Here is a 26012-nt window from a genome sequence, read left to right on the forward strand (position 1 = left end):
GGGGTGTAGCTGCGCCCGCCAGGGCGTGGGGTTTGGGGGATCGAAGGGCGATGCCTTTCGGGGGGGCAGCCACCTGCTGGCGCAGGCAGCTACGGGGTGTAGCTGCGCCCGCCAGGGCGTGGGGTTTTGGGGATCGAAGGGCTTTGAAAAGCTCTGCGGCCTACGCTGGCCAACCCAAGGAGCGGGACTTGCCAAGTCCCGTGGTTTGGGAAGTGCCGATCGCGAGAGGAGGTGGCCTGCATGTATGGCACGCAAAGACTCAAAGACCAAAAGGCGCAAAATTCAGTTCCTTGGTGCCTTTGCGTGAGACCTGTTGCTGAGTGCCCTGGAGGAAGGCCTTCATCTTTGACCAAACATCTTTTTGCCATCCTCCGGAAGGAGACGGATTGGGGGCAGGCGGTGGGTCAGGGGCCGGGACTTGGCAAGTCCCGCTCCTTGGGGGGAACTGAGGCGTTGCACGGGAGCTGTTTTTGTGGAATGATGGCAAATGATGTTTACGGATGCGATGTCTCAGGGGGCAGTCGGAGATGCGGCGGGTGGGGGGAAGCTGGGCGTGGACTGTCCGGGCGTGCCGTCAGGAGATGGGGCAGGGGAGGTGGCTGCTGCGATGGCGGCAGGGGTGCCGGTGCCGGGGCATCTGCCGGGGGCCTCGGCCCTGGTGCACTTCGAAACGTGCGCGAAGATCGAGGTGGAGTCGCCGAAGGGGCGGCGGCTGGTGGTGCCGAGGGCGAATGTTTTCCAGCGGCGGCTGTTCGAGGCGTATGAGACGCTGCTGGCCGTGGGTGTGCCGGAGATCCGCCTGCTGGGGCTGAAGATCCGTCAGTGCGGCGGCACCACGGCGGCGTGCCATGTTTTATATCATCATGCGATGCGCTTTGAGAGCGACATGCTGGTGCTGGCGGATGTGCGGGCCAATGCGGCGGCCATGCTGCGGAAGATGCGCACCTTTTCCGCCCACGACGGGTTCCCCTGGGGCAATGGGCTGCGGCCCACGAAGGAGCGCATGGAGTGGGCCAATGGATCGGCGGTGGAGATCGCCTCGGCGGAGGCCAGCCACCCGGGCATCAGCCGCACGCGCTCGGCAGTGCTGTTTTCAGAGGCCTGCAAGTACCCGCGCGGCGGGGAGAAGGATGACAAGGGCATCATGGCCAGCGTGCTGCCCTCGGTGAACCGCCTGGGCATCGCCGAATCCACGCCGGAGGGGGCTTCGGGCTGGTTTTATGAGCAGTGGCACGGCACGCGGGAGATGCCGGGCGCGCTGTCGCTGGACGATTTTTTGGCAGCCCTGCGGCGGGGGGAGAGATCGCCCGGAAACGGCTGGGTGAAGGTGTTTGCCGGGTGGTGGGAGTTCGAGGAAAACGCGCGGCCCGTGGTCCCGGCGGAGCGGGAGCGGCTGCTGCGCACGCTGACGCTGCGGGAGCGTCGGGGCATGGGCACCTATGGCTGGACGCCGGAGCAGGTGGCCTGGCGGCGGGAGACACTGGCGCGGGAGTGCGGCGGCAGCGAGGACCTCTTCGACGAGTATTACCCGGAGGATGAGGCGGGCTGCTTTCTGGCCAGCGGGCGGCCCCGGTTTGACATGGGTGCGGTGCTGGCCATGGAGCGCCTAACGTACAGTGTGACAGCGGAGGAGGGCCACGTGGACGTGCAGGAGACGGGCGCCGTCTTCACCCCCGATGGCGGCGGCCATGCGCCCATCCAGATGTGGGAACGGCCCCTGGCGGGCTGCCGCTACCTGGTGTGGTGCGACCCGGCCACCGGCGCAGAGCAGGCGGAGGGGCGAGATCCCGATGCCTACTCCATCGGCGTGCTGCGGGATGGCTACACCACGCCGGAGGGCATCGTGCGGCGGCCGAAGGTGGTGGCCCGCGTGCGCCCGCCCTGCCTGGAGGAGAGCGACCACATCGCCGCCTACCTGGTGGGCCTGTCCCGCCTGTATGGGGACTGCATGATCGTGCTGGAGGTGAACATGGGCCTGCACATTCTGGAAAAGATCCGCCATGCCGGCCTGCCCATCTACCGCCGTGAAGTGGTGGACCCCTACGACCGCAAAACCCGCCGCTACATGCACGGGTGGAAGCTGAAGGACCGCGAGCAGCGCCGCACGCTGATCGACGGCCTGGCCCTGGCCATCCGGGACGAGGCCGTGGAGATACCCTGCCCGCACATCTTAAAGGAAGCGCGCAACTTCATCGTCAACCGCAACGGCCGCGAAGAAGCCCGCAGCGGCTGCCATGACGACGACATCACCGGCCTAGCCATGGGCCTCTACTGCCTCGGCTCCGCCACCCTCTACCGCGGCCCCACCCGCCGCCGCCGCAAACCTGCGGATTGGGGGGAGTGGAAGCGGTGGTGAGGGGGGGGCAATGTCTTCTTTTTTACTTCAGTATGAAACAGGGGCCATAAATGGAAAAGCCGCCTCAAATTCCACGAGAGTCAGCGCAGGTGATGGTGTGTCATCAATGAGTTTTTTTACAGCGCCAGTCCATGGTTTAATCTTATCAATTCCATACTGCGAAGCATGTGCGGCCTTCCAAAAAGCCAAATAGTAGGCGGGTCGAGATTTGACTGTAGAGATCAATTTAATGTGAACCGTCTCCGTTCTTAATTCTTTCATGAGCCAATAGAGAAAACTATTTACAATCTCAGCCATGGACTCAGCGAAGTTACATGATTTAATCGCTCTGCTTGAAAAAGAGGCGAGAATGTCCGAGCTATCATCTGGGAGCCAGTGGGTTGGATCGCCAAAGATTACCGCCAAATCAAAAACAGAAAGCTGTAGGCATAACTCCTCTTTCCAGTTTCCTCCTTTTTGGAGATGGTCCAAAAGCTCATCTCGGACCTTGGACTGCATAAAAAACTTGAGCGACTTCAGATGCCTTAAGTGCAGGTTTGAGCTTCGATGAAAGCTTATGTCATTGTTGATTTCTTCGGCTGATCGCCTCGAAAACTCAAACCGCGTTTTAAGCGATAGACGATCTGACAATAATGTAAGGAAACTGTACTCTAAGCTTAGCCATTTGTTTTTTGCTTCGACAAAGGAAGAGTCCTGCCAATCGTGAAAGCCATCTATGTCATTGTTATTTAATACTTCAAGCCAGCGATGAAATAAGTCTGGAGAAAAGCATTCTACGTCAAACGGGCTGGGTCTCTCATATCCATATATTAACTGATTATATAGACATCGCAATGAGGCTGTTAGATTATTGATTTTTTCCAGTTCCTGTGGCGAACTTTTAAAGTGGATACCCCTTCTGGACCTTTCATACTTTGCAACAGTGTCTTGAATTAATTCTATGCATGTCACGTCCCGATCTAAAGAAGAGATTTTTGGCATGACTATTTGAATCGAAGTTTCTAGAGATTCCTGTCCACAATTTTGCTTCCAACGTTCCAGCAATGCCTCTTTCTGAGAATCTGTTAGTGCAATCAAACGCATGTAGTGGTGCGTTGCCCATTTGAAATCAACTGAGCTATTGAATATTTTTTCAAATATCTTCTTTAGGCGGAAATATTTAGGATTGCTAACATCGCCGACTTTTTGTATATCGTTCCAGAGTCTATCAAGAATTTGTTTTGGATCTTCAAAACCTCTGCTATCTAGGTTCATGTCTGAAGCGGTTTTAGATATTCTGTATTCATCAACTATATCTGAACCAATGGAATAAAGAAATTCAGGCAACTCCAGTTTCAACATTTGAAATAAGAAGAATCCAGCAAAGTCATGTTTGGGCTCATCGTTGGCAAGACGGCTCAGAAACAGCACCTCCTTCATTACAGCATCATTGATGAAATGCAGCGCTTCACGTGGATTGGTGGGAAGAACGTCTTTTAACTCATCCCATGCCGCATACAATTTTGGCGTTTCTTGAGGACTGATGCGCTCCTTTCCCCAGGCTTCGATGTCTTTAGGGCGTAGATCTGGAAGGGTGATTTGGAGATCAAACACCTTATCTAGGTACCCTTTGGTTTCCTCCTCGCCGGAAGAGTTTTCTTTGAAGGCTTTGGCGACCCGATCGGGATCCACGGCAAAGACAAAGAAGCCCTGTTTAATGGCGCCCAACCGATCAATGAGGGGAAAGATGCGGCGGATCACTTCGCATTCAGCGCGCTCCATGTCATCCACCAGCAGCACCACGTTGATTTTCATGGCCTTCATCCTTCCATTGATACGATCAATCAATTTAGCCTCGGTATCGGTGGCCCCGCCGTTGATCAGACGATGGAGATCTAGGCTGAGCCCACCGTCAAAACTGGCTTTGATGGCACCCAGCCAGGACCAAGAAAGGAAACTCAACGGTGAACTCCCCAGGGCTTCATCGAAACCTTGAGCAATCAGGGCCAGGGCCTCCTCAGGAGTTTTGGCTGTCCATGGGTTTACCCAGGCGACTCGAAACTTTTTGGAAGGCGAGGCCGCCAAAGCTTCCCGCAGCAGTTTCAGTACGGTAGTCTTGCCAGATCCCCATGTGCCAAACACGCCGATGCGCCGCAGCCGAGTTTCAGGCCTTAAAAAATGCTCCATCAGCCGCTCCACAAAGTAGGAGCGCTGAAAACTATCTTTCGGGTCATGGCGAGAGACGATGGGCGCTTTGAGCTGAACAAACAGCAGGCTAAGGAGAGCCAGCCCGTAGACCGTGCCCCAGAATGGGGATTGATAGAAGCCTGAAACCAAAAGACCTACGACGGGTATCAGGGTCCAAAATGGCAGGTAGCGTCTATTTTCCGCCCATCGCCGCAGCCGCTGACAAGCGGCGGCAATACGAGGCAGGAGCATGCTGGCCACCAACAGTCCTACACAGGTCGCCAGAGCCCAATAACTTTTTCCAACAGCCCATTTATCGCCTAACCAATGATAGAACGGTTTCAGTTGCTCCTGACCTGCGAAAGCCAGCAGGGCCAAGGCCCCTGTGATAAATGCAGCACGGAAAAGGCCCATAAGCTGGTGTTTTAGAATTTGTCCGATGATCTTTTCCGCCTCCCACGACGGTGGCTTTCCCATCCACTTTCGAAGGTAGGCTCCTAGGTATACATTCAGCGGTTCCACGTCTCTGGGCGTATCCTGGTGCTCATTGCTCATAGGCAGGCTGTCAGTAGCTGTGGGCGCTGGGGTGGATCCTTGAGACATAGGGAATTGGCAAGGTAAGCTCAGCGTAACGATCCATCACTCACGTGCAAAATGCATGTGGATGAAGTCTGTTAGTCGAGTCCAAGCTGGGTGCAACAGAAGGCGTAGGAAATTACGCAGTCCCACAGAGTGATTTTGTTCGCAACCTGCCGGAGTTCCGTCTGTGAATGTGGAAGGACACTGCGATACACCCGCAAGTTAGCCAAGCCTGACGTCCCTTCTTCTGCATGACCCACCTAGGCGGTCATTGTGAGTGAACATGAATCGGCCCAGGCGCATGCGAACGGCACGGGGTGTGGCAGATTGCCATGGATCTGCAGCGACTTTCAATGAGCGTAGGCTGCAGCCCGCATCACTTGAGGCGGAGAGTGAGCCGTGTGGCACGGTGGCCTAACCAAAGGGGAGGGTGGATGAGGGCCTCGGTTTGCTCCGGCGAAAGTGGTGTCGCCGAGGTCCAGGGCTGGGCCCTGGCCTCTCTGCCACCGCACTCCGGGACGCTCTGCGATTGCTAGGCGCGCACTGGTTTTTGCGCCACGGCGCGTTCATTCATTCAGGCCATCGAAAGATCATCTGGCCTAACCATGTGTGTGTCTTGAGGCGCGGGGTCTATCCTCACTGGGTGAGCTGGATGAGGCCGGAGAGGATGGGGGAGGTGGTGGGGGTCTGGCCGGTCTCGGGGAGTTGCGGGAGGTGGAAGTAGCCGCTGCCGAGGATCTGGGGCTGGCCTGCGCGGCGGATGATGAGGCCCTGGTATTTGACGGTGCGTTTCACCTGGCCGTCCTGGAGGGTGAAGGTGCCGGTGATCTGGCCATTGCCGGGGTGGATGCGCAGGGTCACGCGGCCGGGATTGTCCAGGCTGCCGGGGAGGGGCAGGGTGGCCTTGGGCGCGGTGTAGGTGATGCTGGAAAGGAGGTCCGGCACGGTGGCGGAGTCCTCGATACCGGCACGGGTGAAGAGCAGGCTGGCGGGGGTGCTGGCCTGGGGCAGGCCCAGGACCTGGCTGCTGCTGGCGGTGGGGGCGAGGTAGCCACCGGTGACGGTGAAGGGCTCGTAGGAGATGAATTCCGGATACAGCCGGCCCCGGGTCACGGGCTTGCTGTAGGTGAGGCTGCCGGAGAGGGACGGGGTGCCACTGGGCAGGGAGAGGGGGAGGCTGCCAAAGAGGCTGCCGCGCTTTTGAAACAGGGGCGCATACACGAACACCTCGGCTGGACCACCGATAAAGGCAGCGCAGGTGATGGCGGTGCCATCCGGCATTTTGCCGATGACGCGGCTGCTGCCGTCCTGCCCGATGGTGAGGGTGGCAAAGCCGTCTCCCTGGGGGACGTAGCGGCTGTCTGTCTGGGGGGTGAAGGCGGCGGTGTAGTAGCCAGCGAGCTGGGTGGCCGGGGCGTTGATTTTGTCGTAAATTTTGCGCCAGCCACGGATGGGGGCGGTGGGGTTGGGCACGCTGCTGGGGTCAGTGGCGAGGCCGGTGATGGGGCTGTTGGGGGTGCCGGTATCGGCGAAGTCCAGGCGAAGGATGCGGCCCGTTTTCAGCGTGACGTTCAGGGTGGCGGTGAGGCCGTCGCTGCTGACTTCCAGGCTGCCTTTGTGGAGGTGGGTGCGGTTGCTTTCGGCGACCTTCAGGGTGTAGGTGCCCTGGGTGGTGGTGGTGAGGTCCAGGCGGCTGCCGATGCCGTCGTTGAAGCTGGCGTTGGGCGGGATGTAGGCGATGAAGCTGCCGACATGCTCCGCTGAAAGGGGCCGGACGACGAGGGTGGTCTGGTACGTCTGTACCTGGCCGCTGAGCGTGCGTGCGGTGAAGGTGATGACGTAGGTGCCTGCGGCGGTGGCGCGACCACTGAGGGCGTAGTAAACCTGTGGGTTAGAACCATGGCCTAGCACACGCACCCGGCTGATCTTCAGGCCGGGGGGCAGCCCCGTGGCGGTAAGCTGGGTGCCGGGCAAGTCTCCCTCCCTATAACTGTATTGGCCGACGGACTCGAGGTCAAAGTAGTACCGGTAATTTTGCCCTGCCGCTGCGGCAGGCAGCAGGGTGGGGATGAGGAGCCCACGGGGTGGCATGGCAAAGACGGTGACGTCCTGCAGGGTGGCAGGCAGGGGCATGAGGAAGGTGGTCCTGAGGGTTTCAGGGTCCAGCCGATAGAGGTTGTTGCCTTGAGCATTGCTCATGTGCAAAAGGCCGACGGGGGTGCCGGTGGCATCGGGAGCCTCCAGACGAGTTTCACTGTAAAAGTCCAGGGAACTCTGGCTCTGCAGGCCATACAGATGGTAGAACGGTGAACCTGGGCCATCGAGCAGGTGGCTTGGCCATACGTTGGTGCTGCCTCGGGTAGGATGAAGGGTGTGAAATTCCAGTCGGCTTCCCACTCCGTATTTCTTGGTGTTTGTGTGGCCCGCGGGGATGAAGCCGATGCTTTGAAGGTCCCCACTGATTTGCGCATCTAGATTGATCCCGGGCACGGGGGTGGGGGTGCTATTGTCGCCATCCACGGGAGCACCGGTATCGGCATCCACGCGGAAGCCCAACGCACTCCCCACTTCAAAAGACACGACGACGTGGAGGTGGGAGGTGCCGGGCTGGAAGTCCATGTCATAGCCGATGAGGTTGCCGGGTGGGGGCAGGTTGATCGGCAGCATCTCCCAGGGCGATTCGTCCCAAGGCTGCCCGTTCATGATGATGCCTACAAACCGCACAAAGCGGATGCTGCTGCGCGTGCCCACGGGGGTCAGGGTGCCCAGCCGTGGCTGGATGAGGTAGAGGGTGGCCGAGTCCGTGGCGGCATTCACGCCCAGGCCGTAGAGTTGACCCGTGCTGGCGCGCACATCCAGGGCCGCGAGGGTTTCACCCGCCGTGAGGCCGCTGACCGGGCGTGGGGTGAAGGTGGGCACGGCTGCGGTGGGGGAGAAGGTGACGAGGGTATTGGTATCGTTGCCTTCCAGGGCCACGGCCACGCTGAGGCGCGGGCGGAAGGTGAAGCTGATGGGCCGGGAGGCCACGGGAGTGACTGCGGTGGCCTCGCCCGTGGCCAGATGGATGCGGTAGAGAGTGAACTTGTCGTCTGCGTGGAGGATGGCATAACCGAAGCCATAGGGGGCGGCACCGTCCTGCGTGACATTGACTCCGGGGGCGATGTCAAAGCCGCTGACGCCGTCAAACTGCAGCGGTACGCCGGCCACGGTGAGGGGCTTGGTCACCGTCAGCACGGTGGCATTCTCTGGCGAGCGGATTTGCAACTGGCCGGTGGTGGGATTGAGGGTGCAGAGGGTGGTGTGTGTGGCATCGGGCTGGCTGTTGGCATAGGCGCAGCCCTCGATGTTGCCTGTCAGATCGGGATCGGGCTGGTTGCCTGCATTGACGGCATGGGTATCCACCGGCAGGCCGGTGGTGGCGTGGATGCGAAAATTCAACGTGCCCTGGATGACGCGCAGGGTGTCGGTCTTCGGGTCATAGTCCATGTCCCAGGGATGGAGATGAAAGAAGAAGGGCTGGCCCGAGGAGCCATGAATCTGGAAGGCCGGAGCCACTGCGGTGGCTGCACCGGTGCCCGGGTGGAGGTGGTAAAGCTGGAGGCTGTTCGCCACCACATCCACGGCCAGACCAAACAGCCCCTGCGTCTGTGGGCGGGTATCCAGCGCCACCATCATTTGACCCGTCGCTAGACCGGTGATGAAGGTGCGGGTTTCCGGTTCGGTGCCGAGCTGGCCCACGGTGGTGGTGACCAGGGCATTGGTGTGCCGGAGGAAAACGACCTCCGTGCTGGCCACCTGCGCGGCGGCGGGTGCCAGGGTGCAGGCCAGGAGGCTGGCCGCGAGAAGGGGCCGCAGCCCCCTCTGGAATAAACGGGAAACGGCCACGAAGGTGCAGGGGGAAAGCGGCATAAAAAGGGTTGCGGGGGCAGCCCTATGCATCGCCCCAGAGGGGTATGAAGTCAATGGATTAAGGATTTACGATAGGGTAGGGGGTGGGCACAGGGGGTGAGTTGCGACTAAGCAGCGGTCTTGCCCATGGCCGTGGTTTTGGGGTGTTTGGGGCGGACGGGGATCGGGGGGGGGCGTTTTTGACAGGATTAACGGGAAGTGTGGTAAGGGGGCGAATGGGTTTCGAACCACGGAAGATTCGGAAGACACGGAAGGTGAGGTTGATGGGGAAGACCCCAAGGAGCGGGACTTGCCAAGTCCCGTGGTTTGGGGTGTTTGGGGCGGACGGGGATCGGGGGGAGTGGGGGCCGTTTTTACAGGATTGACAAGATGGTAGGATTAACAGGAAGTGTGGCAAAGGTGGGCGTGGGGTTTGGGATGGAGCGCACGCGTCTCGCGTGCTGTGTTCGGCGTCCCGCCGAAGACCGTGAACCGAGGTGGCTGCTGTGGGGTGCCAGGCATGGGCTGCGGGGTGGGAGAACGGTTTCCCGCGAGACGCGTGAAACGGCAGGCGAGACGCCCGCGCTCCATGGCGGACGGGGGCGTGAGACCTTTTCGAAAGCGCCAGAGGACTGGCGCAGTCCAGGACGCTTCGCGGGCGTGTAGCCGTGCCCGCCAGGGCGTGGGGATTGGGGAAGCTCGAGGTGAGAGAGAGCTTTCGAGGCGGGCCACCCGCTGGCGCGGGCAGCTACAAGGGGTGGCTTCGGGTGTAGCTGCGCCTGCTGGGGCGTGGGGATGGGAAAGCTCGAGGGGAGTGGAGAGCTTTCGAGGCGGGCCACCCGCTGGCGCGGGCAGCTACAAGGTGAGGCTACGGGTGTAGCGTGGGGCTAGCGCGTGCGGCGGGGGGTGAAGAGGGCGAGGCGTTTTTCGTCGATGCGGACGAGGGTGGGGCTGGCCTGGGCGGACTGCTGGGCGAAGTCGTAGAGGGCTTCGCGGCAGGTCCAGTTGCGCCAGTGGGTGATGCTGCTGTAGCGGACGAGATGGCGGGCTTCGGCCTCCTGGAGGCCGATGGCGGTGGTTTCCCACTGGCGGATTTTGTTGCGTTTTTCGGTCTGGGGGTCAAGGATTACTGGCATGGTGGTGAATGATGTTTTATCATAGACCATGATGGAAAAAAAGTCAACGGGTACGGCGGGCGCAAAGGTGGCGGTGAAGCGGGCACGACGGGTGGTAAAAAGGCTGCCGGAGGACGAACCTGGGGCAGTGGCGGGGGGGGATGATGAGGCGCGGGGGGCGGCTGCCCCGGGGCGGGGGCGCAAGGGGGCGGTGGTGCCTGCGGGGGCGGGGCGGCCCTTTGAGGCGGCGGCGCTGCCAGCGGGCTTTGAGGGCTGGCTGGCGGGGGCGCAGGCGCTGGGCCTGGGGCCGGGGGAGATGGTGTGGGAGCTGCACGTGGTGCAGGGCCGCAGTGTGCGGGAGACGGCGCGGCTGCTGGGCCTGGCGGCGGGGGAGGTGGCGGCGCTGCGCGGGGAGATGCGGGCGCGGGCGGCGGAGCGGGCGCCGAGATCGGAAGGGGACTTTCAGGCGGTGCGGGAGGAGCTGCGGGAGCGCCTGGTGGCCATCCTGGAGGATGCCTGCCGTGCGCCGGAGGATCCGCGCCTGCTGGCGGTGCGGCAGCGGGTGTGCGATCAGTTGGCGGAGCTGTACGGGCTGAAGATGCAGCGCCGCAGCGGCGGGGAGGAGCCGGTGCAGCGGTATGCGCTGCCGGAGGAGATGAGCGCGGCGGTGGAGGCGCGGGTGAATGACCTTTTTGGCCGTGCGGCGGAGATTGAGGCGGCGCGAAAGGCGGTGGTTTTTTGACGGGGGCGGTGTGGGCTGGGCGGACGAGGGCGGGGGGGGGAGCGGGGATTCCTGAGATTTTTTTAGACAGGATTACAGAATGGGCAGGATTAACAGGAAGTGTCGAAAACGGGGTGGGATTTTCAACCACGGAAGATTCGGAAGACACGGAAGGGAGGATGCCGGGGAGAAGCCCAAGGAGCGGGACTTGCCAAGTCCCGCGGTTGGGGGGAGGCGATGGCTGAGCAGTGCGGCAGGATTGAGAAAGCTGCCTTATGATGCTGCATTTGTTGTTAGGTGCGGGTGGCGGAAATTTCACGATTAGAAATTGGTCAGGCGGAGGCGGGGTGACTAGATGAGGTGGGCCTGCGGAAAATCTTTCTTTTCTCCCAAGGGCTACGGGAGGTCACTCCCCTCTAAAATGAAAGCACTGCACCTTTTAAAATTTGTCATGGTGAAGACTCGGATTCTGATTGTTTGCGGCCTGTTGATCCCATGCGGCGTCATTCATGCCATGACCATGGCTCCAGAAATTACGGCTTACTTGAGCAGTGGTTCTGTTACAGAATTCGGGACACTCACTGGAACTTCGGCTCAGGTGACTGGATTTACCGATTTCGTTAAAGGTAACTGGAATGCGATCCTCAATGACCTCGACACTGTGGCACCTGATGAGAGGAGGCAACGACTCCTCATCTGTGCAGCAGAGTCGTTGTCGCCAAGCGACTACATGGATTTCTTGGCATTGCTGCTGGATAAGCATCAGGAAAACAAGGTGAAGAAGGCGGTGGCCATTGCAGCTCTGTCACCAGCAGCGAGGAAATACGGATTTTTGGCCTTCAATGATCAGCACCCCCAAGTCAGGGCCTTGTGTGAAAGAGCGAAAACCATCTTCGCCGATGTGGCAGACCTGCAAGATTTGATGAACGAAACGCTGAGCGGAGAACAGCGGAAACAGATAGGCGCTGCTTTGGCCTCAGAAAACCGAGCGCAACCCGAAATCCTGCCCACTCCATGATCCATCGCAGCTTTGGCCTCAAGCCCTTCGCCAAACACGCGGCTTTGCCTGCTCTATATCCTGTGGATCAAAAGAACCCAGAATGGTAAATCATGAGTATTTCAAATGTTGTGAGGTTTCGTCAGGCCTCTGCTTTTAACGGGCGGGGGCTGCGATTGGCTGTGCTGATGTCCGCCATTGCTTTTCAGGCTTCTTCCCAGGACGCAGCCAAGAGCCAAGATTGGGCACCGCTGATCCAAGCCGCGAATGCCATCTCCCTGGCAAATCCGATGTTGCTCAGAGACACGCCTGAGGCGGCTGCCCTGCGGGAACGAGTAGTCCATGCTTATGAAAATGGGGACATCGCCGGTCTGTCCTCCGTGATGCGTGCTCATCCACCTATGGAGCAGGCGGGGCAGGTTATTGCAGAAGGTCTGGCTGTATCGGTGAGATATTCCCCAGAGAGAATCGACGACCTGGCCACGCTGTTCATGGCATCCCTGGCCTGGCCGTACGACGGATGGTATGATTTCCCAAGAGGACATGTCACTTCAGATACTTTCAGGTCTGACTTGGGCGGAAAAGTTCTTGGTCTGCTCACAGGAAAAGGGGCGGCCGCTGATCCAGCTTTCAGCCGTGTTAATTCACAGCCTAACGACTGGCTTCGGGAGCATTTGGAAGCTACGCGTGGAAAGTTTGGAACGGAGGTGGATGCGGCGCTGGTACGGGCGCTGAAGGTCATTGCCGAAACGCCTCCAGCGCTTCGCAACCCGTTGCGTCCCGGACAGGTGATCGAGCCGTCTAATACCAGCCAGACCCCCAAACTTCCCGCCGTGAAGCCAGGCCCTTCGACGAAGACAAGCAAGGAAAAAACATGGCTCCAAGAGCAAGGTGTGACATCAGACAAAGTCTCCACCTGGGTGATGATTCCGACGGCCCTGGCCGCTAGCGGTCTGCTGTGGTTATTGCTGAAGAAGAGGCAGTGATGGGAGAGGGGCCAAGGAGCGGGACTTGCCAAGTCCCGTGGTTTGGGGGTGTTGGGGGCGGACGAGGATCGGAGGTAGTTTGGGGGCTTTTTTACAGGATTGACAAGATGGACAAGATTAACAGGAAGTGTGGCAAGGGGGCGAAGGGGGTGTGTGAGCTTTCGAAAGCGCCAGAGGACTGGCGCAGTCCAGGACGCTTCGCGGCGGATGGAGGTTCAGGGGCCGGGACTTGGCAAGTCCCGCTCCTTGGGGGGGGAGGAAGCTCGAGGGACGTAAGAGCTTTCATGCAGGCCACCCGCTGGCGCGGGCAGCTACGGGATGTAGCGGCGCCCGCCAGGGCGTGGGGAGGGCGTGCGTGCGCGGGTATTGGGGCCGATGAAGGTGGCCTAACGGGAGGTGTGGCATGGGCCTGTGCGGCCTTTTTTACCAGGGCCAGAGGATGAGGAGGGCGGTGCCGGTGAGGAGGGCGAGGGCGAAGGCGGCGGCGGTGCGGAGGAGGAGGGCGCGCGAGCCGAGGAGGGCGACGGTGCCGAGCTTGAAGATGAAATTGGCCATGGCGGCGATGAGGATGGCGTGCCAGGCGAGGCGGGTGCTGATGCTGCCGGTGGCGGCCATCTGGGCGGTGGAGAGGGTGATGGCATCCATATCGGTGAGGCCGGAGATGGCGCTGATGGCGTAGAGGCCGGTCTCGCCAAAGCGGGCTTTGGCCTCGGCGACGCCGTAGAGGACGAGGGCGTAGAGGAGGCCGAAGAAGAGGGCGGATTTGAATTCGGCGGGGTTTTTGGGCTCCTCCATTTCGCTGGTGTGGCGGCGGCTGATGAGGTGCAGGGCGGCGGCGATGAGGAGACAGGCGCCGAGCATGATGCTGAGGGGCGGGGCGAGGGCGCGGAGGGTGCCGGGGGCGACGACGGCGATCTCGATGAGCACGCGCACGAGGGCGATGCAGGAGGCGAGCATGATGATGAAGGCACCGATGGGGGCGAGGGCGGCATCGGTGGCGCAGCGGCGGGCGAAGCTGACGGTGGTGGCGGTGCTGGAGACGAGGCCGCCGATGATGCCGCCGAGGAGGAGGCCGATGCGGGCGCCGAAGCATTTATAAATGACGTAACCGCTGAGGCTGATGCCGACGATGAAGACGACCATGAGCCAGATTTTGAAGGGATTCCATACGCCATAAGGGCCGTAGGCTTGATTGGGCAGCACGGGCAGGATGATGATGCTGATGAGGACGAGCTGCATGATGGCGCGCATGTCATGCGGGCCGATGGCGGTGACCATGCGGTGCATGGGGCCTTTGAGATGCAGGAGGATGACCATGATGCCGCCGAGGACGAGGGCGGGGCCGATGCTGCCGAGGACGATGTAGGCCCCGACGGCATAGAGGAGGAGGGCGGCGAATTCGGTGGTGGTGCCGGCGTCGTTTTCGCCGTTGCGGAGCTTGGCGTAGTTGGCAAAGATGACGATGGCGGTGACGGCGAGGAGGCCTGCGGCGAGGATCCAGGGGGTGGTGACGGTGGAGATCTGGGCGCAGATGGTGCCGAGGAGCGCGATGAAGGGGAAGGTGCGGATGCCGGCGATGGTGCTTTCGGACCGTTCGCGCTCCAGCCCGAGGAGGAGGCCGAGGCCGAGGGAGATGAGGAGCTGCTGGAGGGTGAGGAGTTCGGGTGGGGTCATGGGCCGGGGGCTGGGGGCTGGGGGCTCGGTGTGAGGAGATGAGGCTGGGGGGTGGGGTGGGTTTGGGAAGTTTTTTGATGGGGCGGTGGCTGGGCGAAAACGGGCTGCTATGGGTTTGCGGTGCTTTTGGTTAGGTGTGGACTGGCTCTTTAGCCGAGGGAGGTGGGCTGGAGGTCCATGGCGGCGCGGTGGGTACCATCGAGGTAGGTGGGCACGGATTCATGGATGTGGATGATGCGCCAGTGGTGGTCGATGAGGCGGAGGCAGAGGGTCTGGCGGAACCAGAAGTTGGTCTGCTGGCCGTCGCTGCGGGCACCGGTGATGCGGTTGAGGCTGTTGGTGAAGGCGAGCTGGCCACTGGTGGTGAGGGTGAGCTGGCGGACTTCGTAGCCGATGTCGCCTTCGAAGGTGCGGAACCAGGCTTCGACGTTTTCCAGGGGCGGGGCTTCGGTCTCGAGCGGGGGCGAGAGGAAGAAGCGGACGGTCTGGGTGGCGAAGAGGCTGAGGACGGCGGGGACGTCTTTGCGGTGGATTGCATCGGTCCAGGTCTGGATGGTGGCGCGGACCTGGGATTCGGCCTCATGGGGGGAGGTGGGGGTGTTCATGCTTCTGAATCGCAGGGGAGGCGGCGGGTGGGTGGGTCAAGGTGGTCAAGGGTGGTCAAGGGTGGTCAAGGGTGGTCAAGGGTGGTCAAGGGGGGTCAAGGGGGGTCAAGGGGGGTCAAAGGGGGTCAAGGGGGGCAAGGGGGGCGAGGGGGGCGAGGGGGGGGAAATGGCGCGGAGTGTCCTGTACTGGGCCAGTCCTCTGGCGCTTTCGAAAAGCTCATCCGTCTCCGATCTGTCCCAAAGATAGGACCTAGACGACCTCCAGGTCTTATCTTCCCCCTCGAACCTCGCAACTCGACGTGAGAAGAGTTGGTTAGGGCCGCTGCGCGTCCAGTGGGTTTCGGATGCGGACAAAGTGTCCGCGCTCCTCTCACGTCTAGTGGCGGACGGGGGCTTGAGAACTCTCGAAAGCGCCAGAGGACTGGCGCAGTCCAGGACGCTTCGCGGCTTCTTGACCTTTGATCTCCTTGACCCCTTGACCTAGCCCTGAACACCGACCCGATTTAAACATCCGGAGTCGAGAGCGGGGCCGAATCATGAGTGTGGCTGTGGCCCGATGTGCCTGCGTGGTGGGCGGGGCGGCGGCGCTGTTTTTTTAACGGAGGTTTTTTATGAAACGTGTGATCTTTTTTGGACTGGGGCTGCTGGGCTTTTCTGGCGGGGTGTGGGGGCAGGTGCCGCAGGATGCGCAAGCGCAGCCGGTGCTGCCGCCACAGACGGCGCTGATCAGCCAGGAGGCGGCGTGGTGGCTGGCGAATCCGCAGGCGCTTTTCCTGCAGTTGGATGTGGATAAGGACGGGCTGCTGAATGCGGCGGAGTTTTCCCGGGTGGGCCTGCTGAGCACGCAGGTGGTGGTACCGGGGGCGGCGGTGAATGGGGCGCCTGCGACGAACAGCTTTAATCCGCCTACGGGGGTGAAGCCGACGGATGGGGCGAAGGGGCCGTTCACACCGCCGCCGTGGGTTTCGCCAGGGAGCCAGGGCGGGGCGGCGACTGCGCCGATGAGCCCGGCCACACCCGCGCGGACGGGCCAGTGAGCGGGGAAGGTGCTTTTGGTTAGGGGCGGATGCGGCCGAATGGGCGGCGAGCGACGATTTTGTTTGGTGCAGCGGTGATGACCTTGAGGGTGATGCAGTCTGCATATCTAAAATCGAAACAAATTCTAAATATCATGAAATATCCATTGTTTAAGTCGATGCTGGTGGCTGGAATTGCACTGGCCCCTGTGGCGGGCATGGCGCAGTCTAAGGGCGGTGCGGTGCCGGAAAGCCCGAATGCACCGTTGCTAAAAAACGATGGTGAAGGCAAGGACGGTGACCGCAAGCCGGGTGACCGGCCTGCACGCCTGAGCCCGGAGGAACGCGCAAAGCAACTGGCAACGATGTTTGACCGCCTGGATGCGGATGCGAATGGCAATCTGAGCCGTGAGGAATTTGCGAAGATGGGGGCGCGCCAGCCACGCAAGAAGGGGGATCGCAAGGGCAAGGAAGGTGGTCCTGCCGCGAAGCAGGCCGAGGAGGAAAAGGCGATGAAGAAGGCGGCTGAGGAGAAGAAGGAGGCCGAGGAGAAGGCGATGAAGAAGGCAGCCGATGAGAAGAAGGAGTCGACTGAAAAGGCTGCCCAGGAGGCTGAGGCGAAGACGCCTGAGAAGACGCGCACGACGGGCAGCACCGGCGGCACGGGCAGCAGTGCCAGCGGCAGCCAGGCCGATGGCAGCGCGGCCACAGGAACGACGGCGCCGAAGCCGTAAGTCACTCGGGCTGCAAGGCCTGATTTTTATCACCCTGCCTGTGTCGCTGACCGGGCGGGGTTTTTTGTGCCTGCGATGCGGGGTGGCGGTCGTTGGGCGTTGATTTTTCAACCACGGAAGGTGCGGAAGGCACGGAAGGTGGGGATGACTGACGGGGAGCGGGGATTTTTAGACAGGATTGATAGTCCCGCAGTCGCGGGAAGGGTTAACAGGAAGTGTGGTAAGGGGGCGGACGGGAGCAGGTGAGCTTTCGGTAAGCGCCAGGGGACTGGCGCAGTACAGGACGCTTCGCAGAGGTGTGGCTGGGGCGAATGGGGGCGTGAGATGGGTGTAGGTTCAGAGGCCGGGACTTGGCAAGTCCCGCTCCTTGGGGGTGTTGGGGGCGGACGAGGCTTGGTGATGCTTGGGTGGATGATTTGGGATGTTTTTGGATGATGGTATGTTTTTATGATTTGGGCGGGGATGTGGGGGAAGTTTTTTTGGCACTTGGGCTAAGTGGGGGTGTGAGTGGCTGGACAGGGGTGGTGGGTGGGTGGATTTTAGGGGGAGGATGCGGGTCTTGCTCCGGGTTTCCGGGTGGGGGCGGGAGGGGGGCGCGTGTTTTCGGAATTCGTTGTTCTATTCATTGTTATGCCTCAGGTGCTGGGTACGTCTGCTCCTTCTCGTTTGTCGTTCAAGCCGCGGGCCGCTGCGCCCGGGGAGAAGCGGCTGCTGTTTGAATCCCGGGCCCACCGGGTGCTGGGCCGTGGGCCTGCGGTGGCTCCGGCAAGCAGGCCGCAGGCGGTGCCGAATCCACAGGCGGGGACGGGTTTTGACCGCAATATTGTGGACGAAAAAGATCGCACAAAAGCGGGGCAGTGGGATCCCAATGCGACGGTGTGGCAGGTGACGGGAGACCCCAATGACCTGGAGAGTGCGAAATTCACACCGGTGCGGGTGCAGGACATTGACCCGAAAAATGCGACGATCTGGGTGAACGGGATGGCCAACAATGTGAAGAATGCGGCTCAACTGGGGCTGAACCATACGGGCAAGGGGAGCTTTTACATGATCCACAATCCCTCAAACGGGGGGCTTTCTGACTTTGGAGAGAGTGCGGTGCAGAAGCTGGGCATTCCGACGAAGGTGGCGAAGTCCACACGGGATCTGCTGCGGCATTTTGATCTCCCGACGGCGAATGTGGTAGCCCACAGCCAGGGGAGCCTGATCGCGAATGATGCGCTGGAGGATCTGAGGAAGGAGGGCAAGAACATGCGGGGCATGAAGGTGAAGTATCATGGGGCGGCGGCAAACGTGCTGAAGTCGAAGATGCTGGCGGACAGCATCGGCGCGGAGATGGAAGAGTTCAGAGGGCATGCGCTGGACCCGGTGCACAACATCGTGGGGATGAATACGGTGAACCCGCTGCGCATTGCGGGATCGCTGGTGGCGGCACCGCTGCTTTTTAACAGTGACCGGGAAAAGAGCCCGCATACGCTGAAGCCAGGGGATGCGAAGAAGCTGAGTCCGGTGTTTAACCGCCCGGTCTTTCACCCGCTGGTGCCGACGAAGTAGGCTGCACTGCTGGGATTGTCATAGGTGAAAAGAGTGCAGGGTGGTTGTTTTTTCTGGCAGCCACCCTGCTTTTATGATGTAAGGGGACCTTCAAATTTGAATGCCTATGATGCGTGCTCTTTTCTCTGCGATGCTGGTGATGGTGGGACTGACGGGGTGTGATACGACCCGTGATGTTTCGGCTAAGCCACGTTATGCGACGCTTGTGGGGAGGGAGGTGAGAACGAAGGTGCCGATGTGGCTATATGACTTCAACACTCCTACGGCCCCGCAGCATCCGAGTCTGTTAACGGAAAAGGACTCGGGCGATCATCGAAAGGTGGGGCAACTGCCAGTTGGGCATCAGGTGAGATTTAATCAGGCCAGGCGCATTCGCAATGGAACTTCGGTCAACGAAGACCTGATTGGGGTGACCGTTTTCAAAGGGCAAACTTACAATATTGAGTATGATACTTATGCCAATCTGGGGGAGAAAGCGTGGCTGAAGTTGTTTGTTCGATTTGATGCGGAGCGTCCGCCGGAAAAGACGTATCGGTGAGGCTGAGGAGATGAAGTGACGGGAACTGTTTTTGAATGCCTATGATGCGTGCTTTTTTCTTAGCGATGCTGGTGATGGTGGGCCTGACGGGGTGTGATACGACCCGTGATGTTTCGGCTAAGCCACGTTATTCGACGCTGGTGGGGCGGTAGGTGAAGACGAAGGTGCCGATGTGGTTGTATGATCGCAATCTGCCTTCGGCTCCTCAGCGGTTTCCATGTGAGTTAGTGGAGAAAGATTACGGTCCTTATGACCGAGCTGGGCGATTGCCGTTGGGGCACACGATAAGATTTGATCGAGTAAAGCGAATCAGGAACGGAACGTCAGTGAACGAGCTGTTGGTGGGAGCAACAGTTTTCCAAGGAAAAACTTACAATGTCGAACATGAGACTTATGCTCATTTGGGTGAAAAAGCGTGGTTGAAGCTGTTTGTTCGATTCGATGTAAAACGGCCTCCAGAGAAGACTTATCGGTGAGGTCTGAGAAAGTGACGAGAACTGTTTTTGAATGCTTATGATGCGTGCTCTTTTCTCTGCGGTGCTGGTGATGGTGGGCCTGACGGGTTGTGACTCTGTGAGGGATATTTCACGGGATCCGCGCTATGCGACGCTGGTGGGGCGGGAGGTGAGGACGAAGGTGCCAATGTGGCTGTATGACTTCAATGAACCCCCGGCGCCTTTGGATGCCAGTGAGCTGATTGAGAAGGACTCTGGAAATCACCGAAAAGTGGGGTTGGTGTCGGTAGGACAATCCGTTCGGTTTAACAAGGCGAGTCGTCATCGAAGCTGGACGACGGTGACCGAAGTGTTGGAGGGCCAAATGAACTACAAAAGCAGGGAATACTGGATCCGATACAGGACGTATGCGCATTTGGGGCCGTCTGCTTGGAGCAGTTTGTTCGACATCTTTGATGCGGAGCGTCCGCCGGAGAAGACATATCGGTGAGGGAGATTTTCAACCACGGAAGGGGCGGAAAACACGGAAGGTGGGGAGGACGGGGAGGAGCTAAGTTCGGTGGTTTGGGAGTTTGGGGAGGACGGGGGTCGGGGGTGGAATGGGGGCTGTTTTTACAGGATTAACAAGATGTGTATCAAATTGGGGGATGGGGCCGGGGTTGTTGGGTCTGTTGGTGTTTAGCCTTTAGGCGAGTCCATGACCTGCTGGACCTTTGCCAGATGGCCTCAAGGCTAAACACCCGCAGGGCTGGCAGGCACGGATGCGGCCCGGAGGGATGGGCACGCAAAGGCGCAAAGACGCCAAGGATTTGAATTTTTGCGGCTTTGCGTGAGTCCTGCGGGTGAGTGCCCTGGCGGGATGATTCATCTTTTGCCAGTTGGTGTGTCTTTGGTTAGGTGGAATGATTCATCCATCTTTTACCAGACATCTTTTTTCCATTGTCTGGGAGGCAGGAGTGGGAGGGTGGGGGCAGATTCAGGGGCCGGGACTTGGCAAGTCCCGCTCCTTGGGGGGCTTTTGGAAGATCGGGGATGGTGGGGGGCGGACGATGGGAGTCAGGGGATGCTGCGCATCCGGCTGCGGACAGGTGCAAAGCTGCGAAGCGAATGTCCGCGCTGCTCTCGGGTCGAGCAGCGAGCGATAGGACCTAGAGGTGGTATGGGGCCTATAGTGGGAAAGCTCGGAAATGGGTGAGCTTTCGAAAGCGCCAGGGGACTGGCGCAGTCCAGGACGCTTTGCAGAGGTGGGGCGGGTGAGCGAAGGCGTGTGGGAGGGGGGACAGGATGCTGGGCGGGGATGGGGGGCTGGGGTGGTGGAGTTATTGGTTTTTTAGGATGGTGGTTTTGGATGTTTCAGGATGATACGTGTGTGTTTCTGTTTTTGGGGGGTGAGGGGAAACTTTTTTTGGCACTTGGCCTAACTGGGGGTGTTAGTGACTTGCGCGATGGGTTTTGAGGGTGGTGATTGGTGATGTGTCACGCATGAAACTGAATCCTGTCGATGTGTCTGAGGTGGCTGCCCGTGCGCGGGCGGCGATGAATCGTAAACGGAGGAAGTCGCCCCTGGAGGATGCTCTGGGGAGCGATGATGGGGGGAGGATGGTGAAGCTGGTGCAGTGGGCGCGGCAGCAGTATGAGACGTACCATTGGGACCTGACGACGTGGCGGGAGAACCGGCGGCGGTATGCGCAGGAGGCGCAGGATGTGTTCGCGCACCGGGCGGGTGCGGGGGCGGTGGATGGGACGGGGGAGCCGAGGCTGGTCTTCCAACTGCAGAATGACAGTCTGAACTTTGTGGCGGGGCTGACGGAGTTTGCGGCGGCGCAGGCGGAGCAGGATCTGTTTGGTGGGAGCCCCTGGTTTGCGGCGGTGCCGGTGGGGAGGGAGGATCCGGGGCTGGCGGATGTGATCCAGAAGCATTTGCAGTGGACGTTCCGCGATGGGCGGCTGCTGGAGCGGTACAGTGAGGCGATCACGCAGGCGGCGTGTCTGGGGGAGGCGTTTACGAAGACGTGGTATGAGGTGGAGACGGACCGGTATGAGCAGGAGCTGACGGTGCTGCATGTGGATGGGGTGCCGATGATGGTGGGCGGGGAGCATGTGACGACGGAGGCGCAGGCGGCGAAGGTGCGGGTGCGCGGGCGGCGGACGTGGGAGCCGCTGTATCTGGACCGGGAGGTGGTGATGCGGCACGGGGTGGAGACGACGGTGCTGCACGCGGGGGATGTGGCCTTCCGTGAGGATGCGCCGGAGCTGGATCTGCGGTACACGAATTTTTATCATCTGATCGAGCTTTCGGTGACGGAGGCGATGGTGAAGTTCCACCTGAGCCGTGAGGATGCGCTGAGGCTGGCGGGTGCGGCGGGGACGCGGGTGACGGGTGCGTGTGGGGGGATGCGGCCGATGACGGTGGATGCGGGTGGGGGCGGGGCGGCGGGCCGTGAGGCTGAGTATGGGGAGGCGGAGGAGGAGCGGCTGATGAATGCGCGGGTGCGGCTGGTGGAAGGGTTTGTGAGGGTGGATCCCTTCGGCGATGGGGAGGCGCGGCGGCTGTATCTGGTGTTTCCTCCGCATGGAGAGGACTGGCTGGTGTATGCGGACTATCTGGGGAACATCAGTCCGGGCGGTGAGCTGCCGGTGAAGTGCCATGTGTGGGAGCCGGTGCCTAACAAGCTGTATGGTCGCGGTTTTTTCGCGAAGTATGCGGCGGTGCAGAACCGGGTGGATGATCTGTGGAATCAGGTGAGCTACCGGAACCGAATGCATGCGAATCCGGTGGGTGGATTCCACCCGGAGCGGCTGGAGCGGGATGATGATGAGGCGGACCTGACGCTGCAGCCGGGGGAGATGCTGAGGCTGAAGGGGGAGTGGAAGCTGGGGGATGTGCTGGAATTCATGCGGATGCCGGACCTGGACAACCGGAGCATGGAGCTGATGCAGACGGGGATGCAGATGGCGCAACTGCGGTGCGGGATCAATTCGGCAAGTCAGGGGGATCTGGCGGCGGTGCCGGAGAACCAGACGGCGACGGGGATACGCCAGATCATGAGCCGGGCGGCGGTGCTGCTGAAGCGGCCGGTGCGGGGGCTGAGGCGGAGCTTTGGCCGTGACTTTGGCTATGCGGTGAAGCTGTTTTATGCGAATTTTGACCGGGATGAGGCCTTTGTGTGGGGGGAGGGTGAGACGGCGGAGCTGATGAGGCTGACGGCGGCGAAGGTGGAGGCGCTGGACATTGATGTGCGGATGCTGCTGACGCAGGAGCAGAACCAGACGAAGCTGGAGGGGGCGAGGGTGGCGGTGGAGCTGTTTGGCCGATGGGTGGGGATGCCGGAGGTGGAGAAGGTGAATGCGAGGCCGCTTTTCCTACAGGCGATGAAGGCGCTGGAGTTCGACCAGGCGGAGGAGATCATCCGTAAGGGGATGCCGAAGCTGGAGGATGCGGCGGGGCTGCTGCCGGAGGCGGAGCAGGAGAGGCTGAAGCGGCTGCTGGGCCTGGAGGCGGAGGGGCTGCCTGAGGAGGTGGAGAAGAGGGAGGCGGGGATGACTGAGGCGGCGAAACCTGGGATGCCGGGTGAGGGGGCTGTGCCTGCGGGTGTGGAGGGCCTGGCTGAGATGCGGGGTGTGGCGGGCGGGGGGATGGTGATGCCGCCTGCGGGCGCGGTGATGTGAGGGAGTGGATGGGCCGCTATCGACGATGATGGGGGCTTTTTGATGGTGATTTTTGGTGATGGGTGGATGGGTTCAACTTTTTCTATTGTTTTATGATGTCTGCTGCTGTTCGTTTGCACCCGCATAAGGCGGGGGATGTGTGGCCGGGGCTGTCCTCGGTGGTGATCAAGGTGGATGGGGTGCCGCTGGACCTGACGGGTACGGTGGTGGAGATGCACTTTAAGCGGTATGTGGGGGATGCGCTGCCGGCGCTGGCGCTGGGCAGTGAGGGGGAAGGGATCGTGGTGAGGGAGGATGCGACGGCGGGGACGTTCAGTGTGCCGGCGCGGGTGGTGGGGCTGCGACCGGGGCGGTATTTCTGGGAGCTGCAGGTGAGGACGGGGGTGGAGAGGGTGACGTATGCGGGGGGGACGTGGGAGATCATGCCGGAGGTGGTGCTGTGATGGGGAACATTTTTTTATGATGTCTGAACACAATCCAAGGATCGAGGTGGTGCTGACGCAGGTGGTGCGGCGGGTGGAGGTGGTGATGACCGAGGGGGGCGGCGGCCTGCACACGGTGGTGGCGGGGAGCCATGCGGGGGCGGTGCCGTGGGGGGCGATATCGGGTGTGCCGCCGAACCTGTGCACGGCGTCGCTGTCGGCGGACGGGGTGTGCATTGAGTTTCATGATTTGGAGGGGCGGCTGATTTCGCGGGTGCCTTTTTTGACCTGAGTTTTTTCTATTTTTCTTTTCTTATGCGTGCGTTTTTTTTGAGTGTGATGATGTGGCTGGTGGCGGTGGGTGCCTGGGGGCAGGTGCCGGTGGCGGGGAGTGTGGGGGTGACGGTGAAGAATGTGGGGGCGGGGAGTCGGCTGGAGTGGCTGGCACCAGTGCCGGGGCGGGTGCTGGGCTTTGATGAGGAGGGGCGGCTGCGGGTGGTGGTCGGGGCGACGGGTAGTGGCGGCGGGGCGTGGGGGGAGATCACGGGGACGCTGGCGGAGCAGGCGGATTTGCAGGGGGTGCTGGATGGGAAGGCGGGCCTGGAGGGGCCGGTGTTTAGGGGGGTGGTGCGGATCCCGGCGGGGGCGGAGATTGTGGGCTACCTAACTAACAGTGCTGCGGAGGGGATGTTCCAGCCGCTGGATGGGGATCTGACGGCGGTGGCGGGTCTGGGGACGGCGGCGTATGGCCGGGGGCTGCTGGAAATGAGCGGACGTGGGGTGCTGGCGGGGGAGGTGCTGGATGAGGTGAATGGGCAGGCGGGGCGGATGCTGTTTGAGAATGGGGCGCCGCATGTGCTGAACTGGCGTGTGCATCTGGGCCTGGTGGTGGGGGAGGATGTGCAGGGGTTTAGCCCGGGGCTGAGTGATCTGGGGGTGATCGCGCCAATGAAGGGGCGGGTGATTGTGGGGGATGGGCTGGGGTGGACGGGTCTGGATGCGGGGACTGCGGGGCAGGTGCTGATGGTGGATGAGACGGAGCTGACGGGGGTGAAGTGGGGGGCGGTATCGGGCTTTCTGGAGCGTGCGGTTTACGATGCGCAGGGGCTGGGGAGGATATCGGGACGTGGGTTGGTTTCGCCCGGCGGGGTGCTGGATCTGGATGCGGGGGAGGGTAGCAACTCGCTGACGGCGGGTGCGGGCGGCAGTGTGCTGATGAAGGGGGGAGCGCCGCTGAACCTGGATGAGGCGACGGGGGCGCGCGGCGGACATGCGGGGATGATCGACATGCGGGGTGAGGATGCGCCGGATGCGGTGACGGATGGGCGGTCTGCGGGGAGCCTGAGCACGCGTGGGGCGGGTGTGCTGGGGCTGGGCTATGAGGGGACGCGGACGACGCTGCTGGGGGCGGCGACGGCGGATTGGACGCTGCGTTTACCGACGGGGCCGGGAGCGAATGGGCAGGTACTGACGACGAATGGCAGCGGGGTGACGGACTGGACCTGGGTGGGCAGCGGGACGGTGACGAGCGTGGGGCTGGGAGGGGGCAGCACGGGCCTAACTATCAGTGGTACACCGGTGACGACGGCGGGGACGATGACGCTGGGTGGGACGCTGGCGGTGGCGCACGGTGGCACGGGGAATACGACGGCGGCGGGGGCGAGGGCGGCACTGGGCCTGGGGATAGGCACGGATGTGCAGGCCTATGATGCGGATCTGACGGATCTGGCGGATGGTACGCTGAGCGGTGGCAAGGTGGGGGCGGGGGTGAATGCGGCGAATGTGACGACGGGGACTTTGCCTGCGGCGAGGCTGCCAGCACTGACGGGGGATGTGACAAGCGGGGCGGGAACGGCAACGACGACCCTGGCGGCGACTGGCGTGGAGGCTGGGGTGTATGAACGGACGAATCTGACGGTGGATACGAAGGGACGGATCACGCTGGCAGGCAGTGGCAGTGCGGTGCAGGTGGATGTGTACGATGGGGCGCTGCTAGCCGATGATGCATCAATGACAACGACCTGGACGAAACCTGCGGGAGCGAAGGTGATCGAGGTGATGCTGATCGGCGGCGGGGGGAGCGGAGGGAGTGGAAGGCAGGGCGGGGGGAGTTCTGTGCGAATTGGTGGTGGAGGTGGTGCGGGCGGTGCCATCGTTAGATTGTGCTTTAAAGCCAGCACTGTCGGCAGCTCAGTTTCGATTAGCTATGGTGGAAGAAAGTTGGGAGGTGCTTCAATATTGTCACCGGGCACTAACGGCAATAATGGGAATTCTGGTGTAGCTTCCGTGTTTGGAGAGTGGAAAGCCATTGGGGGAGATTTGGGGAACGGTGGGGGGACCGTGGTGTCTTCCGGCCAAGGTGGATTGGCAAATTCTGATTCGTGTTCATCCGGCATTGTGGCTTGTCCAAATCTTGCTGGGGGCAACGGAGGAACTACAGGAGCAACCGGAGGCAGCGGAGGTTCTGGATTGCTGCCAACTGGTGGAGGTGGGGGAGGCGGAATTACTTCGGCTAATTCACAAGGGGCGGGTGGTGA

General features: G+C 61.1%; 18 protein-coding genes. 13 read left to right on the forward strand and 5 right to left on the reverse strand.

What is annotated here, in order from left to right:
* Window positions 1-487 precede the first annotated feature (487 nt).
* On the forward strand, window positions 488-2356 hold the full coding sequence (locus ABEB25_RS24180) for a hypothetical protein (RefSeq protein ID WP_345739037.1): 1869 nt from the start codon (window positions 488-490) through the stop codon (window positions 2354-2356).
* Window positions 2357-2383: 27 nt separating this feature from the next.
* Here the strand turns inward: ABEB25_RS24180 and ABEB25_RS24185 are convergent, their stop codons facing one another.
* The 3 genes from ABEB25_RS24185 to ABEB25_RS24195 all read right to left on the reverse strand — a co-directional run bounded on the left by ABEB25_RS24185 (window position 2384) and on the right by ABEB25_RS24195 (window position 10125).
* A complete protein-coding gene (locus tag ABEB25_RS24185) occupies window positions 2384-5125 on the reverse strand; it encodes a KAP family P-loop NTPase fold protein (protein WP_345739038.1) in 2742 nt (913 codons plus the stop codon).
* A gap of 612 nt (window positions 5126-5737) precedes the next feature.
* Window positions 5738-9010: a DUF4394 domain-containing protein gene (locus ABEB25_RS24190; RefSeq protein ID WP_345739039.1), complete on the reverse strand. Its 3273-nt coding sequence runs from the start codon at window positions 9008-9010 to the stop codon at window positions 5738-5740.
* 866 nt (window positions 9011-9876) lie between these two features.
* Complete coding sequence (locus ABEB25_RS24195; protein WP_345739040.1) at window positions 9877-10125, reverse strand: hypothetical protein; 249 nt, start codon at window positions 10123-10125, stop codon at window positions 9877-9879.
* 28 nt (window positions 10126-10153) lie between these two features.
* On the opposite strand from ABEB25_RS24195, the gene ABEB25_RS24200 reads away from it, so the two are divergent.
* The 3 genes from ABEB25_RS24200 (at window position 10154) to ABEB25_RS24210 (ending at window position 12808) form a co-directional block, all read left to right on the forward strand.
* Window positions 10154-10846 (forward strand): hypothetical protein, encoded by a 693-nt coding sequence (locus ABEB25_RS24200; protein WP_345739041.1) that lies wholly within the window; start codon window positions 10154-10156, stop codon window positions 10844-10846.
* A 400-nt stretch (window positions 10847-11246) separates the two neighbouring features.
* Window positions 11247-11843: a hypothetical protein gene (locus ABEB25_RS24205; RefSeq protein ID WP_345739042.1), complete on the forward strand. Its 597-nt coding sequence runs from the start codon at window positions 11247-11249 to the stop codon at window positions 11841-11843.
* Between the two features lie 92 nt (window positions 11844-11935).
* On the forward strand, window positions 11936-12808 hold the full coding sequence (locus ABEB25_RS24210; protein WP_345739043.1) for a hypothetical protein: 873 nt from the start codon (window positions 11936-11938) through the stop codon (window positions 12806-12808).
* A gap of 423 nt (window positions 12809-13231) precedes the next feature.
* Here the strand turns inward: ABEB25_RS24210 and ABEB25_RS24215 are convergent, their stop codons facing one another.
* Complete coding sequence (locus tag ABEB25_RS24215; protein ID WP_345739044.1) at window positions 13232-14482, reverse strand: MgtC/SapB family protein; 1251 nt, start codon at window positions 14480-14482, stop codon at window positions 13232-13234.
* A 149-nt stretch (window positions 14483-14631) separates the two neighbouring features.
* On the reverse strand, window positions 14632-15087 hold the full coding sequence (locus ABEB25_RS24220) for a YybH family protein (protein ID WP_345739045.1): 456 nt from the start codon (window positions 15085-15087) through the stop codon (window positions 14632-14634).
* A gap of 611 nt (window positions 15088-15698) precedes the next feature.
* On the opposite strand from ABEB25_RS24220, the gene ABEB25_RS24225 reads away from it, so the two are divergent.
* The 9 genes from ABEB25_RS24225 to ABEB25_RS24265 form a co-directional block, all read left to right on the forward strand.
* Complete coding sequence (locus ABEB25_RS24225) at window positions 15699-16124, forward strand: hypothetical protein (RefSeq protein ID WP_345739046.1); 426 nt, start codon at window positions 15699-15701, stop codon at window positions 16122-16124.
* Between the two features lie 134 nt (window positions 16125-16258).
* Window positions 16259-16837, forward strand: coding sequence for an EF-hand domain-containing protein (locus ABEB25_RS24230; protein WP_345739047.1), 579 nt, complete (start codon window positions 16259-16261; stop codon window positions 16835-16837).
* Between the two features lie 666 nt (window positions 16838-17503).
* A complete protein-coding gene (locus ABEB25_RS24235) occupies window positions 17504-18391 on the forward strand; it encodes a hypothetical protein (protein ID WP_345739048.1) in 888 nt (295 codons plus the stop codon).
* Window positions 18392-18497: 106 nt separating this feature from the next.
* Entirely contained in the window at window positions 18498-18929 is a 432-nt protein-coding gene (locus tag ABEB25_RS24240; protein ID WP_345739049.1) for a hypothetical protein, read from the forward strand.
* 513 nt (window positions 18930-19442) lie between these two features.
* A complete protein-coding gene (locus ABEB25_RS24245) occupies window positions 19443-19874 on the forward strand; it encodes a hypothetical protein (protein WP_345739050.1) in 432 nt (143 codons plus the stop codon).
* A gap of 992 nt (window positions 19875-20866) precedes the next feature.
* Complete coding sequence (locus ABEB25_RS24250) at window positions 20867-23053, forward strand: portal protein (protein WP_345739051.1); 2187 nt, start codon at window positions 20867-20869, stop codon at window positions 23051-23053.
* A 92-nt stretch (window positions 23054-23145) separates the two neighbouring features.
* Complete coding sequence (locus tag ABEB25_RS24255) at window positions 23146-23496, forward strand: hypothetical protein (RefSeq protein WP_345739052.1); 351 nt, start codon at window positions 23146-23148, stop codon at window positions 23494-23496.
* Between the two features lie 16 nt (window positions 23497-23512).
* A complete protein-coding gene (locus ABEB25_RS24260) occupies window positions 23513-23767 on the forward strand; it encodes a hypothetical protein (protein ID WP_345739053.1) in 255 nt (84 codons plus the stop codon).
* Between the two features lie 23 nt (window positions 23768-23790).
* Window positions 23791-26012, forward strand: a 2222-nt coding sequence (locus tag ABEB25_RS24265; protein ID WP_425572129.1) for a hypothetical protein, incomplete at its 3' end; no start/stop codon positions are given.

This window comes from Prosthecobacter algae (assembly GCF_039542385.1).
GTDB lineage: Bacteria > Verrucomicrobiota > Verrucomicrobiia > Verrucomicrobiales > Verrucomicrobiaceae > Prosthecobacter > Prosthecobacter algae.

Bases quoted from the DNA above. Each gene is read 5' to 3' on its own strand.
- ABEB25_RS24200 (WP_345739041.1), top strand. From the start codon at position 10,154: ATGATGGAAAAAAAGTCAACGGGTACGGCGGGCGCAAAGGTGGCGGTG.
- ABEB25_RS24245 (WP_345739050.1), top strand. From the start codon at position 19,443: ATGATGCGTGCTCTTTTCTCTGCGGTGCTGGTGATGGTGGGCCTGACG.
- ABEB25_RS24250 (WP_345739051.1), top strand. From the start codon at position 20,867: ATGAAACTGAATCCTGTCGATGTGTCTGAGGTGGCTGCCCGTGCGCGG.
- ABEB25_RS24260 (WP_345739053.1), top strand. From the start codon at position 23,513: ATGATGTCTGAACACAATCCAAGGATCGAGGTGGTGCTGACGCAGGTG.
- ABEB25_RS24205 (WP_345739042.1), top strand. From the start codon at position 11,247: ATGAAAGCACTGCACCTTTTAAAATTTGTCATGGTGAAGACTCGGATT.
- ABEB25_RS24225 (WP_345739046.1), top strand. From the start codon at position 15,699: ATGAAACGTGTGATCTTTTTTGGACTGGGGCTGCTGGGCTTTTCTGGC.
- ABEB25_RS24215 (WP_345739044.1), bottom strand. From the start codon at position 14,482: ATGACCCCACCCGAACTCCTCACCCTCCAGCAGCTCCTCATCTCCCTC.
- ABEB25_RS24255 (WP_345739052.1), top strand. From the start codon at position 23,146: ATGATGTCTGCTGCTGTTCGTTTGCACCCGCATAAGGCGGGGGATGTG.
- ABEB25_RS24220 (WP_345739045.1), bottom strand. From the start codon at position 15,087: ATGAACACCCCCACCTCCCCCCATGAGGCCGAATCCCAGGTCCGCGCC.
- ABEB25_RS24210 (WP_345739043.1), top strand. From the start codon at position 11,936: ATGAGTATTTCAAATGTTGTGAGGTTTCGTCAGGCCTCTGCTTTTAAC.
- ABEB25_RS24230 (WP_345739047.1), top strand. From the start codon at position 16,259: ATGAAATATCCATTGTTTAAGTCGATGCTGGTGGCTGGAATTGCACTG.
- ABEB25_RS24240 (WP_345739049.1), top strand. From the start codon at position 18,498: ATGATGCGTGCTCTTTTCTCTGCGATGCTGGTGATGGTGGGACTGACG.
- ABEB25_RS24180 (WP_345739037.1), top strand. From the start codon at position 488: ATGATGTTTACGGATGCGATGTCTCAGGGGGCAGTCGGAGATGCGGCG.
- ABEB25_RS24190 (WP_345739039.1), bottom strand. From the start codon at position 9,010: ATGCCGCTTTCCCCCTGCACCTTCGTGGCCGTTTCCCGTTTATTCCAG.
- ABEB25_RS24195 (WP_345739040.1), bottom strand. From the start codon at position 10,125: ATGCCAGTAATCCTTGACCCCCAGACCGAAAAACGCAACAAAATCCGC.
- ABEB25_RS24185 (WP_345739038.1), bottom strand. From the start codon at position 5,125: ATGTCTCAAGGATCCACCCCAGCGCCCACAGCTACTGACAGCCTGCCT.